Here is a 13,358-nt window from a genome sequence, read left to right on the forward strand (position 1 = left end):
AGAATGAGTTCCGTCGCTGAACGAACCAGGGAACCGCTGGTCAGACTGGGCGGCGCGTTCATGGTGTCACCCGAGCTCGCCGCCCGGGAGCAGGCCGCCGGGCTGCCTCCGCGCACGCTGTACTTCCGCGGTCGGACCGCCGTCCTGGGCGACCCCGGACCCGGCGTCGTGGCGGCCCTGATCGGCATCTTCCCCGAGTGGCTGGTCGAGCGGGCGCTCGTGCGCGGCTTCCCCGCCGAGCGGGCGGTCGAGGCCTACCTCGGCGCCTGCTGGGACTGGTCGCGCACCGCGCTCACCGGGGCGGACGACCCCGACCGCCTGGCCAAGCTCGGCTTCACCGCCGCCGACGCCGCCGACTCGTCCGGGCTGGCGCTGTTCCGCGGCTGGCGGGACGCCCCGCGCCCCGAGGACGGCCCCGCCCGCCTGGGCCACGTCCTGATGCTCCTGCGCGAACTGCGCGGCGGCCTGCACTTCGCGGCGCTGCGCGCGGTCGGCCTGAGCGTCACCCAGGCCGTCGCCCTGGACCCCGGCGGTGGTCGCGGTCGGCTCATGCGCACCGGGTGGCTCCCCGAGGACGCCGAGGCGCTCCTCGCCTCCGTCGAGGGCCGGGACGACCTGGCGGCCCGGTGGCGCGACGCCGAGCGGCTGACCGACGACCGGTTCGACGAAGTGCTGGCCGTCTTGAGCCCCGCGGAGCGCGAGGAGTTCGCCGAAGGCCTCCTCGCGCTGGGCTGACCGGCCGCCGAACGGGGGTGGAATCGCAGGTCAACGACTTGTGCCACCCCCGTTTTGGAGTAGCTGGTACCTGTGCCCTATGCTTACGATGCTTCCACCGGACAGCGTGGAGGGCCTGGGAAGAAGGTGGCCCAAGGGCTGCCGGAGGAACTGGTCCCCATCGTCTAGCGGCCTAGGACCCCGCCCTTTCAAGGCGGTAGCGCGGGTTCGAATCCCGTTGGGGGCACGTAGTACAGTAGGAAAAGCAAGGCCCAGTGGCGCAGTTGGTTAGCGCGTCGCCCTGTCACGGCGAAGGTCGCGGGTTCAAGTCCCGTCTGGGTCGCAAGGCTGTTCGGCTGTTCGGCCGAGCCGCATACCTGGCCAGGTAGCTCAGTTGGTACGAGCGACCGCCTGAAAAGCGGTAGGTCGGCGGTTCGACCCCGCCCCTGGCCACACTCGCGAAAAACCCACTCGGATTCCCGGGTGGGTTTTTCGCTTTTCTACCAGCGGATGACCGCGAGGGCTTGGTCGTCGTGCACTTTGGAACGACGCCAGCGGGTGCGTTCCGGATCGCTCGCCTCGGCTTCGCGGATCCGGTCCAGCACCGCTTCGGGTCCTTTTGCGAGCGTGATCTCCAACACTTCCCGCCAATTCGCGAACAAGCCGTAGTCGTCCACTCCGCACGAGACGCCGTCGGTCGCCAGCAGCACGGTGTGCACCTCGTCACGTCGCCAGGTCCGCCGCACCGCCCGGTACGCCGCCGCCGGGTCCGCCTCGGCCACCCAGAACCCGCCTTCGCGGTTGCGCCAGTCCGTGATCCGGGTCACTTTTCCGCGCAGGTCCCGGAGGCGGTGGTCGGCGAGGACGTCCACATCGGACCCGAAAGTGACGACCGGGCTGTCCGCGAGGACGAGGGCGTCCACGGTGTCGTCGGTCCAGCGGACCATCGCGACCGTGCTGGACGGGGAGTCGCCGGGGACGAGTCCGTGGCGGTCGGCCAGGCGCCGGATGGCGGCGGCGAGCTCGTCGGCCAGGTCGCCGCGGAGGGACGTCAGTTCGGCGGCCAGGGCGCGGGAGTGCCAGCCGCCGTCGCGGTCGGTCGGGGTGGGCGAGGTGGCGCCGTCCAGGACGACCACGGCGTTGTCCAGGACGACGATCCGGTCCTCGGTGGGGCGGGGCAGGCCGTCGAGGCCGACGCCGGCGCGTTCGGCGGTGGTGATCTCGGGCATCGTCTTCGAGCCTAGTGTCAACCGGGGTTGACAGGAGCGGAGTTGTCAACCAAAGTTGACGGCATGACGGAGGCGACGGAACTGGCCTCGGCGGCGGGCGACCAGGACCCGCGCGTCGGGCTCCGGGCGGTCAGCGCGTTGCGCCGGCTGCTCGAGCAGCTCGAAGCGGTCCAGGTGCGCAACGCGCGGAACCGCGGCTGGTCGTGGCAGGAGATCGCGGCCGAGCTCGGCGTGAGCCGGCAGGCCGTCCACAAGAAGCACGGGGGCGGGCGATGATCGGGGAACGGTTCACCAGGGACGCCCGGCAGGCGGTGCTCGACGCGGTCGAGGAGGCCCGCCGGGACGCCGCCGACGCCATCGGGGCCGAACACCTGCTGCTCGCGCTGCTGGACACGCCCGTGCTGGCGTCCTTCGACGTGCCGCGCGCGGAGGTCGAGGCGGCGCTGCGGGACGCCCGGCGCAAGGGCGGGCTCAGCGACGCCGACGCCGAGGCGTTGCGCGGGCTCGGCATCGACGTCGACCAGGTGGTGGCGTCCGTGGAGCGGTCGCTGGGCGAGGGGGTGCTGGCCGGTGGTGCGCCCAAGCGCAGGCGGTTCTTCCGCAACCACCTGCCCTTCGCGCCGGCGGCCAAGAACACGCTCGTGCGCGGCCTGGCCGAGGCGCGCGACCTCGGCCACGGGACGCTCGGCAAGGAGCACCTGGTGCTGGCGCTGCTGTCCGGGCGGGGTCTCGCGGCCGAGGTGCTGCGGGCGAAGGGCGTGGACTACACCGAGGTGCGCAAGCGGGTCGTCAGCGCGCGGCGGTGACCGGCGGGTCGGTACGCCGTGGTGACCGGGGCGGGTCAGCGCGCGGCGGTGACCCGGGGCTCGACCCAGGTGACCCGGGGCAGGAACGCCTGGGTCAGCGGGCCGATGGTGACCGCGTAAAGGACGGTGCCGAGGCCGACCGTGCCCCCCAGCAGCCACCCGGCCGCCAGCACGGTCACCTCGACCACCGTCCGGACCAGGCGCAGCGACAACCCGGTCCGCCGGCAGAACCCGGTGGTCACGCCGTCGCGCGGACCGGGGCCGAGCCGGGCTCCGATGTAGACGGCGGCGGCCAGCCCGTTGAGCACGATGCCCGCGACCAGGAACACCGCCCGCACCACCAGGTCGGACGGGGCGGGCACCAGCCACAGCGTCACGTCCACCGAGACGCCGATCAGCACGACGTTGCTGACCGTGCCGACCCCGGGCCGCTGGCGCAGCGGGATCCACAGCAGCAGCACCGCCGCGCCGACGATCATCGTGATGGTGCCGAAGGACAGGCCGGTCCGCTTGGACAGGCCCTCGTGCAGCACGTCCCACGGGTCCAGACCGAGGGTCGCGCGGATCTGGAGCGCCATGCTCGCCCCGTAGAGCCAGAGGCCGGCGAAGAGCTGGGGGACGCGGCGGGTGGGAGCGACGGTGACGGGGACCGGGGTGAGTGCGGCGAGCATGTGGCCATCCTGAGCGCCGATTGGCCTTGTTTTCCAGAGCCAATGTTCAATAATTGGCCTCATGAACCACGACGTCCCGCCTGGTGGACGGATTTCCGGCTTCCGATTGGCCCGCCTGCTCGGCGAGTGGCGTCGACGTGGCGCGCGCCAGGGGTCGGCGGACCTCGCGGCGGCGATCCGGATGCTCGTCCTCGACGGCCGCCTCCCCGCCGGCACCCGGCTGCCCGCCGAACGGGAACTGGCCGACGCGCTGCCGGTCAGCCGCACCATGATCACCGCGGCGCTGGACCAGCTCCGCGAGGAAGGCCTGGTCGCCAGCCGGCGCGGCGCGGGGTCGTGGATCAGCCTGCCCACCGGCTCGCTGGGCATCGTCCCGGACACCCCGCTGCTCGGGCACAGCATGGTCGACTTCGCCCGTGCCGCACCGCCCGCGATCCCGGGCCTGCTCGCCGCGTTCGACGCCGTCCGGCTGCGCCTGCCCGAGCAGCTCGCCGACCACGGCTACTACGAGCACGGCCTGCTCGACCTGCGCCGCGCGATCGCCGACCGGTACGCCGCACGCGGCCTGCCCACCTCGCCGGACCAGATCATCGTCACCAGCGGCGCGCAGCACGCCCTCGCGCTGGCGTTGCGCCTGCTCACCGGCCCCGGTGACCGGGTCCTGGTCGAGCAGCCCAGCTACCCCAACGCGCTGGACGCGATCAAGTCCGTCTCCGCGATCCCCGTGCCGGTGGCCATGACCTCGACCGGCTGGGACCTGCCGGGCATCGCCGCCGCGTTCCGCCAGGCCGCGCCGCGCATGGCGTACCTGGTGCTGGACTTCCAGAACCCGACCGCGCACCGGCTCGACGCCGAGGGCCGCGCCGAACTGGCCGACATCGCCCGCCGCGCCCGCACCCCGCTCGTGGTCGACGAGACCGTGGTGGAACTGGACCTCGACGGCGACCCGCTGGCCGGTCCACCGCCGATGGCCGCCTACGCCGAGGACCTGGTGATCACGCTCGGGTCGGCCAGCAAGGCGTTCTGGGGCGGTCTGCGGGTCGGCTGGATCCGGGCCACCCCGGAGGTCGTGCACCGGCTCGTGTCCACCCGCACGGCACTGGACCTCGGGTCCGCCGTGGTCGAGCAGATGGTGCTGGCCGAACTGCTCGCCGACGCGGACCGCGTGCTGACCGAGCGCCGGGCGCTGCTGGCCACCCAGCGGGACGTGCTGATGGCGGGCCTGCGCGAGCACTGCCCGCAGTGGCGGTTCCGGCGGCCGGCGGGCGGGCTCAGCGTGTGGTGCGAGCTCGACGCCCCGATCAGCACGCGGGTCGCGGTGGTGGCGCAGAACCACGGCATCCGGCTCGCCCCCGGTTCCCGGTTCGGCGCGCACGGCGGGTTCGAGCGGTGGCTGCGGCTGCCGTACGTGCAGCCGGCCGACGTGCTGCGGGAGTCCGTGCGCCGCCTGGGCCTGGTGGCCGCGTCGGTGGCGGGGACGAGCGTGCCCGGCGAGGCCGACGCCACCGTGCCCGTGGCCTGAACCCCTGGTGCTGCTACCGCCGCCGGCGTCCCGGCGCAGCCCCTCGGTGGGCCGGGACGCCGGCGGCGGAAACCCTTGGACCTGCGGCGGGGACGCTCCAGGGATGGCGTCCCCGGCCGCAGGTTCCTCCGGGACCCCGTCGCCGCAGGGGCAGTGCGACGACGGGGCCGTACCCGCTCCTGCCGGGGCGCGGTCGGCAGGACGGGAAGCCTGGGGGGTGGTGCGGGTGGGGAGGTGGCGAGACGGACCGGTGTGCTGTCCGGGTGGCGCACGAGGGCGCGCGAGGTCCCGGAGAAGTGCCCTCGGCGTGTCGAGGGCAGACGGGTCCCGCGTAACTCAGTCGGGTGACGTGCTCGGCAGGCCGGGGACGCTGCCGGGTGCGCGCCGGTCGTCGCGCTGCTCGACCTGCCACAGGGTGGGCGGGGCGAATCTGTCCTGACCGGTGTACGACGAGATCACGCCACCGCGGTGGCCTTGGGACCCGTCGTGGCCGCTCGCCGACGCCGAGGTCGGGGCGGTGGGCGCGGGCGCCTGCTGGGGAGCGGGCGTCGGCGTGAAGGGCTGCGGGTTCTCCCAGGTGGGAGTGGTGCCGTCCGGTTCGGCGGCGGGCTGGCGCGGTACCGCCTGGGCGGGTGCGGCGTCCTGGTGGACCGCGGCCGGCGGTGCGGCCGGCTCCGGTTCCGCCGGCGGGGCCTGCGCGGCCAGGCGGGCGGCGGCCTTGGCCGCGACCTTCGCCTCGTACTGCTCGGGCGGCAGCGCGTTGGCGATCGTCCGGGGGGCGGTGGCGCTGTGCGTGCCGCCGGTGTGGCTGTACTCGACGTCCCGCGTGTCCTCGTCCTGGTAGTAGACCGGGACGTCCTCGTCCGGCTCGTCGCCCGGGGTCATGTCGACCGGCAGCGTGGGGACGGACAGGGCGTCCGGCGGGGTGAGCAGGGCGGGCGCGGTCAGGGCGTGCGCGGGCACCACGACGTGCGGGGGCAGGTCGACCGGGGAGCGGGCGGCGAGCACGTCCAGCAGCTCGGTCGCCGTCTGCTGCTGGTCGACCGCTAGGTTCACCGCGTCGAGTGGGTTCGACACCACGTCCGGGTGGTCCTGGTCGTCGGCCGCCGCGACCCCGCCGGACAGCAGCCAGGCGGTCACCGCGAACCCGCCCACGGCCAGCGCCCGGAGCAGCAGCGATCCGCTGCGGCGCGCCGCGTCGGAGACTGCCACTGGAGATCACCACCGTTCCGGGTACGGCGAACGGGACGGACCGTTCGAGGTCGACGTTCTGCTATGTCTAGCACTGGTCACCGCTTTTTCGAACGATATGCCACGGAACCCACTCGGAAGGGCGGTGCCGTGCGGCTGTCCGGGTTGTCGCGCCCGTCCGTGAACACCGTCCGTCGTGTTCAACGGATCGAGTGACCGCCGATGTCCGGAGTGGACACCGGACCCGAACGACCCTCGCTTTTGGACGGGTCACGAGACGAACCACCGGGTGGCGGTGTCCGGTGCACCCTCTTGGCGCAGCACGAACTTCAGCGGTCCGGACGGCACGTGGTCGACGTGGAAGAAGCCGCCCGGTCCGAGCGGGGTCGCGAGTGAGCCGGTGGGCCAGTGGGTGTGCAGCGTCGTGCCGGTGCGCGCGAAGCCGGTGGCGTGCAGGCCGCCGAGGGCGGGTTCCAGGACCACGTCCAAGGCGGTGAAGCGGAGCGTGCGGGTCGTGGGTGCGGGAGCGGTGTGGGCGGAGTCGGTGATCAGTCGCGCCAGGACCGCGCCGGTGGACGTGACGAGAGCGGCTTCCGCCTGCCGGACGACGAACTCCGGGACCGGGTCGATCCGGTCGAGCAGGTCCGCGAGGAGGGCGAGCAGGTCCAGGTCGGACAGGGTCGCGGTCATCGGACGGCCTCCGCGGTGAGGCGGCGGCGCAGGACGGCCAGGCAGCGGTGCCGGGTGGGGCCCAGGCTGTTCGCCGGGATGCCCGTGGCCTGCGCGAGTTCGGGGTAGGTCAGGTCCGGCGCGTGGGCGATCAGGTGCAGCAGTCGGCGGCAGCGGGCGGGGAGGGTCCGGTAGGCGTGCCACAGGCGGGTGCCGGTGTCGGCGGCCTCGGCGGTGTCCTCGGGGCTCGGTGCCGTGTCCGGCGGGCGCAGGTCGGCGGGTTCCTCGCGGGACCTCGTGCGCAGGACGGCCAGGCTCTCCCGGCGGGCGGTGGTGACCAGCCACGCGGTGAGGCGCTCGGGGTGGCGGATCGTGGTCAGGTTCTCCGCCAGGACCAGCCAGGTGGCCTGGGCGACGTCGGCGGCGTCGTCGCGGGTCAGGCGGAACGACCGGGCCACGGCCCACACCAGGCGCAGGTGGCGGCGGACCAGTTCGTGCCAGGCCGCGTGGTCGCCGAGGCGGGCCGAGGCCAGCAATGCGGCGTTGGACAGATCGCACATGTTCCACGTGAGGATCGCTCGCAGTGCCGGGATACCGCGCGCCGCACGATGGTGTGGAACTGGGAACTGGAGCGTCAATCGGGGCGTCTACGTGCGCTTTCACTCGGTCCTGAGGCTCGTCGGCCGGATCGCGTGGCGCAGGGCCGGCAGCGTGCACAGCGACACGACCACCACGACCGCCACCGCGCCGGCGACCGTGGTCGCCAGTTCGACCCAGCCGACGCGGAACAGGACCGCGGGCACGACCAGCCACGCCGCGCCCAGGCCGACCGGGAGCGCCAGGGCGATGCCCAGCGCGGTCGGGATCGCCGCTTGCCACAGCGCGGCGGCGGCCAGCGTGCGGTGCGGGACCCCGTTCGCCGCGAGGACCGCGGTGTGCCGCCGGCGTTCCCACACCTGGTCGACGGCCGCCGCCGCCAGGCCCACCACGGCCAGCAGGGTCAGCAGCACCGACCCGCCGATCACCCCGCTGCGCAACGACGTGAACAGCTCCACCTGGCCCGCCCGCGCGGTCGCCAGCAGCACCACCGCACGGTCCACGCGGCCGGTCGCGGCGAGCAGGCTGTCCCCGAACGCCCGGTCCGGCGGCCCGACCACGACCAGTTCGTCGGGCGGCACGGCGTCCAGCACCGGGTCCGCGCCGCTCGCGACGAACAACCCCGGCGCCGTGCCGGGCACCTCGCGGTGCGGCGGGACGACCCACGTCCGGTCGCCGACGGTCAGGCGCGTGCCGGGCGCGGGGATGCCCGTGGTGCCGGCCGTGCGGTAGGCGGCCCCGGGAGCGCAGTCGGTGACCCCGAGGCGGTCGGCGAGTTCCGCGCAGTCGGTGCCGACCACCCGCACGGCCAGTTCGCCGCGCGGTGCGAGGGTGCGCACCTCGCTGACCCGCCGCACGCCGCCGACCAGCGCGATCGCCTCCTCCAGCGACCGGACCGGGGTGTGCTCGGCGACGTCCAGGACCCACCGGTCGGGCTCGGCGCGGGACTCGAGCTCGGTGGCGGCGGTGACCCGCGCGGCGACGCCGAGCAGGACCTGGAGCGTCAGCGACCCGGTGAGCACCACGACGACCCCGGCCAGGACGCGCGGGGTGGCCGCGTCGAACCGCAGACCGCGCACGGCCAGCATCGGCGCGACGGCCTCCGGGTGCAGGCCGCGCACGACCCGCCCGACCAGCCACGGCAGCACCGCCCCGGTCCCCGCGAGCACCAGCACGATCCCCGCGCCCAGGCCGGCCGCCGTCGCCGAGTCGGCCAGGACCTCCTCGAACGACCCGACCACCGACACCACCACCAGCACCACCGCACCCGCGCCCAGCAGCGTGAACCGCCACCAGGCGCGGCGGGCGGGCGTGGGCGCGGCCCGGTGCAGGCCCAGCGGCCCGATGTCCACCGTCCGCAGCGCGACCAGCGCCGACGCCACCGCGACCACCGGCACCCCGACCGCGATGAGCGCGCCGAGCAGCGGGTCGGGCAGCAGGTCCGTGGGGAAGAACCCGACCCCCTCGACCTCGATGAACCGGGCCAGCGGCCGGGCCGCGAAGAACAACGCCACCCCGACCAGCAGCCCCAGCACGGCCCCGGTCAGCGTCTCGCCGCAGGCGATGCGCCGCACCTGCGCCCGACTCGCGCCGACCAGCCGGATCGCCGCCAGCCGCCGGTCGCGGCCGGTCGCGCCCAGGCGGGTGGCGACCAGCACGAAGATGGCCAGCGGGACCAGCAGCGCCCCGATCGCCCCGAGCACCAGCAGCCGGTAGGCGGGCAGCAGCGTCGCCCTCGGCCCGTCGCCGCCGAACCCGGCCACCGGCGCGGCCCCCTCGGTGTTGCGCAGGCCCGCGTAGAACAACAGCGACTTCGGGCGCGGCAGACCCGCGTCGGCGATCACCCCGATCACCCGTTCGGGGAAGCGCGCCCGCACCGAGTCGTCGGTCCGGATCAGGTCCAGCAGCTCCGGTGACACCACGACCTCGCCGGGCTGCGGCAGTCGGCCCACGCCGGGCGGGGTGGGCGCGTCGGCCCGGGAGGCGGCCACCTCGACGCCGACGATCCGCCGCCCCTGCCACGACACGACGACGTCCCGCGCCCGCAGCCCAGCCCCGTCCCCGGCGGCGACCGGGGCCGCCGCGCGCACCCGCTCGGACTTGGCCTCCCGGGCCGGCCCGACCGAGGCCGCGAGCAGCAGCACGACCACGCCCAGCCCCACCCCGGCGGCCGTGAGCGCCAACCTGGCCCACGAGGTCCGGCTGCCCCCGACAGCCAGTCGGACCCCGAGGACCAGGTCGGCGACCCACCTCACGAGAGCCGTCCCCGACAGTCGGCTCCCGTCAGCCCTCGCCACTCGACCCCCACACAGGTGTAGACGCACGAGGGGCGGTTTTGGTGGCCCGGAGGTGGGTGCCGCCGCCCGGAGGAGAGGGGCGGCGGCACCCGGTTCGAGGTGACCTCACTCGGCGCGCAGGCCCAGGGCACCCGTGGCCCGGCGCAGCGACGGCAAGGTCAGCGCGGTCACCGCGGCGACCAGGGCCGCGGCGGCGGCGCCGAGGATCGCGATCCCCGCCCAGTCAAGCACGATCGGCTGGGACACGACCCGCAGCAGCAGCACCGCGAGGCCGCAACCGATCGCGACCGACACCACCAGCGCCAGCACCAGCGGCACCGCGTTCTGCCACAGCAACGACCGACCCAGCGCCGCCCTCGGCACCCCGCTCGCCGCCAGGACCGCCAGCGGCCGCCGGCGTTCCCGGACCTGTTCCAGCGCCAGCACCAGCAGGCTCGCGCCGGCCAGCAGCAACGTCACCAGCGAACCCGCCAGCAGGCCCTGGCGGATGCTCTGGAACTGCTCGATGCGCTCGCTCACGTCGGAGGCGCCGAAGTAGTACGAGTACGTCCGCCAGGTGAGCGGGCTGACGGCGTTGCGCACGTGTTCGGCGATGTCGGGCTGGTCCGGGTCGATCTTCACCAGGACGGTCAGGTGGGACAACGGGAAGTCGACGCCCTTGAGCGCGCCGGGCGTGAGCAGCAGGCCCGGGATCGCCTCGTTCTCCAACCCGGCGGGCGGGCGGACCCGCGTGTACGCCGGGATCGTCCACTGTGGACCGATGCGCTGGTCCTCGCCGTACCCGTCGGCGAGGGTGACGCGGGTGCCCGGCTTCTCGCGGTCCGCGATCGAGTTGTCGTGGCGCTCGTCCGTGATCGAGTAGAACGCGTCGCCGTCCTTGCAGCCGGGCAAGGACGCCTGCGTGGCCAGCGCTTCGCAGGAGGCGACGAGCGCCCCGCGGTAGTCGTCCTCGGCGGACTTGTACGGCAAGGTCCACATCGGGTGCACGCGCTCGACGCCCACGGCCCGTTCCAGCAGCCCGGTCACGGTGGCGGAGATCTCGGGCGTGGACCGGTCGAGGTTCACCACGAGCCGCGTGGGGTCGCCCGGGCGCGCCGGCGCATCCACGATCTTGCTCTCCGCGCTGGCCAGGACCGACTGCAACGCGATCGCGCCCGCCAGCACCACCGCCACACCGCCGACCACCCGCGCCGCCGTGCCGCTCTCGAGTTGGAGCCTGCGGATGGCGAGCTGCCACGACGGCGCACCGCCGCGCAACCGGCCGACCGCGCGCTCCACCACCCACGGCAGCAGCAGCGGGATGCCCAGCAGCAGCAACAGGATGCCGCCGATCAAGGCGGTCGTGTTCGTCCGCGCGTCCGGGCCGCTCAACGCCCCGGCCTGGGTGAGCAGCGCCGCCGCGCCGACGACGACCGGGATCGTCCGCCACCAGAGGACCCGCCGCACCGGCTTCGCGCGGCGCACCACGCCCAGCGGCTCGATCACCGTGCGCCGCATGGCGATCATCGCCGTCACCACCGCCAGCACCGGCACCAGCACCGCGATCAGCGCCGCGAGCGCCGGGGCCGGCGTGACGTCCCCGACGAACACGCTGATGCCCACGAGCTGCACGTTCTCCACGAACAACCGGCCGACCAGGAACAGCACCGCGCCGACCGCGAGGCCGGTGAACGCGCCCAGCAGCGCCTCGCCGGCGGCGATCCGCCGCACCCGCCGCGCGCCCGCGCCCACCAGCCGCAGCGCGGCCAGCCTGCGGTCCCGCTCGGCGCCCGCGAGCCGGGTGCTGATCCCCACGAACACCAGCACGGGGAACAGCAGCGCCACCACGCCGACCATGATCAGCAGCGACAGGATCGGGTCCAGCTCGCGCTCCCGCTCCGCGCCGCCGAAGGCCACGACCGGTTTCCCCGGGACCTGCCGCACGGAGTCGTCGCCCGCGATGAACTCCAGGTCGTGCGGCGCGTTCAGGCCGACCTGCCCGATCAGCCCGGCCCGCCGCTGCGGGAACCGCTCGCGCAGCAGCTCGCCCTCCGGCGAGTCGAGCAGCCGCGCCAGGGCGGGGGACAGGAAGACCTCGCCGTCGCCGGGCACCCTCGACAGGCCCGGCGGCACCGGCGCACCCGGCCCGGTGGCCGCCACGAACCGGCCGCCGATCCCCTTGCCGCGGAACTCGGTCGACCAGCGCCGGTCGTAGAGCACGTCCTTGCCCGGTTCGGCCTTCCCCAGCACCGCCATCCCGGCCGCGCCGCGCTCGGCCCGCGCCTGGAGCATGCTCGGCACGGACGACGCCCCCAGCAGCACGGCGACCCCGATCCCGATCCCCGCGCCGATCAGCGCCAGCCGCACCCACGACGTGCGCCCGCCGCCCAGCGCCAGCCGGACGCCCAGCAGCAGGTCCGCCGCCCACTGCCGCACGACCGTCATCGGACCGGCTCGACTTCCCGCGACCGGCCGTCGCGCACCACGACCTCGCGGTCGGAGTACGCGGCGACCCGGGCCTCGTGCGTGACCAGCACGACCGCCGCGCCGGTCTCCTTCGCCGCGGCGGTGAGCAGCTGCATCACGCGCTCGCCGTTCAACGAGTCGAGCGCCCCGGTCGGCTCGTCGGCGAACACCACCCGCGGCCCGGTGACCAGCGCCCGCGCCACGGCCACCCGCTGCCCCTGCCCGCCGGAGGTCTCGCCGGGCCGCTTGTCGGCCACGTCGGCCACCTCCAGCCGCTCCAGCCAGGACCGCGCCCGCGACTCGGCCTCCTTGCGCTTGACCCCGCCCAACCGCAGCGGCAGCGCCACGTTCTCCAGGCAGCTCAGCTCCGGCACGAGCTGGCCGAACTGGAACACGAACCCGAAGTCCGTGCGCCGCAGCTCGCTGCGCTCGCCGTCGGCCATCGCGCTCAGCTCGACGTCCCGGTACCGCACCACGCCCGCGTCCGGCGTGAGGATGCCCGCCAGGCAGTGCAGCAGCGTCGACTTGCCCGACCCGGAGGGACCCATCACGGCCACCACCTCGCCCGGGTGCACGCTCAGCCCGGCCCCGTCCAGCGCCGGCGTCGGCCCGAACGACTTGCGCAGGCCCACGGCCTCCAGCAACGCGCTCACCGGACCACCTCCGACAGCGTGCCCAGGCGCGCGGCCGTGAGCTCCAGCCACCGCAGGTCGGCCTCCAGGTGGAACAGCGCGTGATCGCAGATGAGCTGGTCGGCCAGGTCGCCGTCGGCCTTGCGCCGGGTCAGCTCGCGCATGGTGCGCAGGTGCGCGGACCGCTGGACGTCCAGCACGTCGTCCGCGCTGCGACCGGACAGCAGGGCGAGCACGACCTTGGCGTACAGGGTGTTCTGGAGGTAGGGCTCGGGCTTCTCCGGCGTGGTCAGCCACTGCTCCACGTCGGTGACCCCCGCATCGGTGATGGCGTACCGCTTGCGCTCCGGCCCGTCACCGGCCTCCACCCCGGCCTCCTCGACGAGTCCGTTGCGCAGCAGCCGGGAGAGGGTCGTGTAGACCTGCCCGTAGTGCAGCGGCCGGTCCTGGCCGAAGCGCTCGTCGTAGGCCTTCTTCAGGTCGTAACCGTGCCGTGGACCTTTTTCCAGCAGGCCCAGCAGGGTGTGTCCGATCGACATGCCGGCGACTATACACACGGTGTATACACCCGGTTCATAGCCTGAT

At 74.4% G+C, this 13,358-nt stretch carries 13 protein-coding genes and 3 tRNA genes; 7 read left to right on the top strand and 9 right to left on the bottom strand.

All coding sequences use genetic code 11. The features are described from left to right. The first annotated feature begins 3 nt into the window (after positions 1-3). From DFJ66_RS25580 to DFJ66_RS25595, 4 genes are all read left to right on the top strand, one after another. Positions 4-735, top strand: coding sequence for an SCO6745 family protein (locus DFJ66_RS25580; protein ID WP_121224538.1), 732 nt, complete (start codon positions 4-6; stop codon positions 733-735). Between the two features lie 153 nt (positions 736-888). After that, positions 889-961 (top strand) — tRNA-Glu (locus tag DFJ66_RS25585). A gap of 22 nt (positions 962-983) precedes the next feature. Then, positions 984-1,057 (top strand) — tRNA-Asp (locus tag DFJ66_RS25590). Between the two features lie 36 nt (positions 1,058-1,093). Further along, positions 1,094-1,167, top strand: a tRNA-Phe gene (locus DFJ66_RS25595). Positions 1,168-1,214: 47 nt separating this feature from the next. On the opposite strand, the gene DFJ66_RS25600 is transcribed toward DFJ66_RS25595, so the two are convergent. Next, a complete protein-coding gene (locus DFJ66_RS25600; RefSeq protein ID WP_121224540.1) occupies positions 1,215-1,943 on the bottom strand; it encodes a protein phosphatase 2C domain-containing protein in 729 nt (242 codons plus the stop codon). 63 nt (positions 1,944-2,006) lie between these two features. Here DFJ66_RS25600 and DFJ66_RS25605 point away from each other — a divergent pair, with 63 nt between their 5' ends. Both DFJ66_RS25605 and DFJ66_RS25610 read left to right on the top strand, forming a co-directional pair. Continuing rightward, positions 2,007-2,219 carry a helix-turn-helix domain-containing protein gene (locus DFJ66_RS25605; RefSeq protein WP_121224542.1) on the top strand — a complete coding sequence of 71 codons (213 nt, stop codon included), beginning with the start codon at positions 2,007-2,009 and terminating at the stop codon, positions 2,217-2,219. Then, the gene (locus DFJ66_RS25610; RefSeq protein WP_121224544.1) at positions 2,216-2,749 is read left to right on the top strand and encodes a Clp protease N-terminal domain-containing protein; all 534 of its coding nucleotides are present in this window, start codon (positions 2,216-2,218) and stop codon (positions 2,747-2,749) included. Before DFJ66_RS25605 ends, DFJ66_RS25610 begins: the two co-directional genes overlap by 4 nt. A gap of 35 nt (positions 2,750-2,784) precedes the next feature. On the opposite strand, the gene yczE is transcribed toward DFJ66_RS25610, so the two are convergent. Then, the gene (yczE, locus tag DFJ66_RS25615) at positions 2,785-3,420 is read right to left on the bottom strand and encodes a membrane protein YczE (protein ID WP_121224546.1); all 636 of its coding nucleotides are present in this window, start codon (positions 3,418-3,420) and stop codon (positions 2,785-2,787) included. 61 nt (positions 3,421-3,481) lie between these two features. On the opposite strand from yczE, the gene yczR reads away from it, so the two are divergent. Then, positions 3,482-4,942, top strand: coding sequence for a MocR-like transcription factor YczR (gene yczR / locus DFJ66_RS25620; protein WP_121224548.1), 1,461 nt, complete (start codon positions 3,482-3,484; stop codon positions 4,940-4,942). 336 nt (positions 4,943-5,278) lie between these two features. Here yczR and DFJ66_RS25625 read toward each other — a convergent pair whose 3' ends face one another. From DFJ66_RS25625 to DFJ66_RS25655, 7 genes are all read right to left on the bottom strand, one after another. Further along, positions 5,279-6,154 carry a hypothetical protein gene (locus DFJ66_RS25625; RefSeq protein ID WP_121224551.1) on the bottom strand — a complete coding sequence of 292 codons (876 nt, stop codon included), beginning with the start codon at positions 6,152-6,154 and terminating at the stop codon, positions 5,279-5,281. Positions 6,155-6,403: 249 nt separating this feature from the next. Next, the gene (locus DFJ66_RS25630; RefSeq protein WP_121224553.1) at positions 6,404-6,823 is read right to left on the bottom strand and encodes a hypothetical protein; all 420 of its coding nucleotides are present in this window, start codon (positions 6,821-6,823) and stop codon (positions 6,404-6,406) included. Then, a complete protein-coding gene (locus tag DFJ66_RS25635; protein ID WP_121224555.1) occupies positions 6,820-7,362 on the bottom strand; it encodes an RNA polymerase sigma factor in 543 nt (180 codons plus the stop codon). The genes DFJ66_RS25630 and DFJ66_RS25635 overlap by 4 nt, the downstream gene beginning before the upstream one ends. Before the next feature lie 99 nt (positions 7,363-7,461). Beyond that, the gene (locus DFJ66_RS25640; protein ID WP_121224557.1) at positions 7,462-9,654 is read right to left on the bottom strand and encodes an FtsX-like permease family protein; all 2,193 of its coding nucleotides are present in this window, start codon (positions 9,652-9,654) and stop codon (positions 7,462-7,464) included. Between the two features lie 147 nt (positions 9,655-9,801). Next, complete coding sequence (locus tag DFJ66_RS25645; RefSeq protein ID WP_121224559.1) at positions 9,802-12,120, bottom strand: FtsX-like permease family protein; 2,319 nt, start codon at positions 12,118-12,120, stop codon at positions 9,802-9,804. Then, the gene (locus DFJ66_RS25650; protein ID WP_121224561.1) at positions 12,117-12,794 is read right to left on the bottom strand and encodes an ABC transporter ATP-binding protein; all 678 of its coding nucleotides are present in this window, start codon (positions 12,792-12,794) and stop codon (positions 12,117-12,119) included. The genes DFJ66_RS25645 and DFJ66_RS25650 overlap by 4 nt, the downstream gene beginning before the upstream one ends. Further along, positions 12,791-13,312, bottom strand: coding sequence for a PadR family transcriptional regulator (locus DFJ66_RS25655; RefSeq protein WP_121224563.1), 522 nt, complete (start codon positions 13,310-13,312; stop codon positions 12,791-12,793). The genes DFJ66_RS25650 and DFJ66_RS25655 overlap by 4 nt, the downstream gene beginning before the upstream one ends. Between the last annotated feature and the right edge of the window lie 46 nt (positions 13,313-13,358).

Origin of the sequence: Saccharothrix variisporea (assembly GCF_003634995.1) — a bacterium.
Classification (GTDB): Bacteria; Actinomycetota; Actinomycetes; order Mycobacteriales; family Pseudonocardiaceae; genus Actinosynnema; species Actinosynnema variisporeum.

Excerpts from the sequence above, each read along its gene's own strand:
- DFJ66_RS25645 (WP_121224559.1), bottom strand. The coding sequence starts at position 12,120 with ATGACGGTCGTGCGGCAGTGGGCGGCGGACCTGCTGCTGGGCGTCCGG.
- DFJ66_RS25610 (WP_121224544.1), top strand. The coding sequence starts at position 2,216 with ATGATCGGGGAACGGTTCACCAGGGACGCCCGGCAGGCGGTGCTCGAC.
- DFJ66_RS25605 (WP_121224542.1), top strand. The coding sequence starts at position 2,007 with ATGACGGAGGCGACGGAACTGGCCTCGGCGGCGGGCGACCAGGACCCG.
- DFJ66_RS25635 (WP_121224555.1), bottom strand. The coding sequence starts at position 7,362 with ATGTGCGATCTGTCCAACGCCGCATTGCTGGCCTCGGCCCGCCTCGGC.
- DFJ66_RS25630 (WP_121224553.1), bottom strand. The coding sequence starts at position 6,823 with ATGACCGCGACCCTGTCCGACCTGGACCTGCTCGCCCTCCTCGCGGAC.
- DFJ66_RS25655 (WP_121224563.1), bottom strand. The coding sequence starts at position 13,312 with ATGTCGATCGGACACACCCTGCTGGGCCTGCTGGAAAAAGGTCCACGG.
- DFJ66_RS25600 (WP_121224540.1), bottom strand. The coding sequence starts at position 1,943 with ATGCCCGAGATCACCACCGCCGAACGCGCCGGCGTCGGCCTCGACGGC.
- DFJ66_RS25580 (WP_121224538.1), top strand. The coding sequence starts at position 4 with ATGAGTTCCGTCGCTGAACGAACCAGGGAACCGCTGGTCAGACTGGGC.
- yczE (WP_121224546.1), bottom strand. The coding sequence starts at position 3,420 with ATGCTCGCCGCACTCACCCCGGTCCCCGTCACCGTCGCTCCCACCCGC.
- yczR (WP_121224548.1), top strand. The coding sequence starts at position 3,482 with ATGAACCACGACGTCCCGCCTGGTGGACGGATTTCCGGCTTCCGATTG.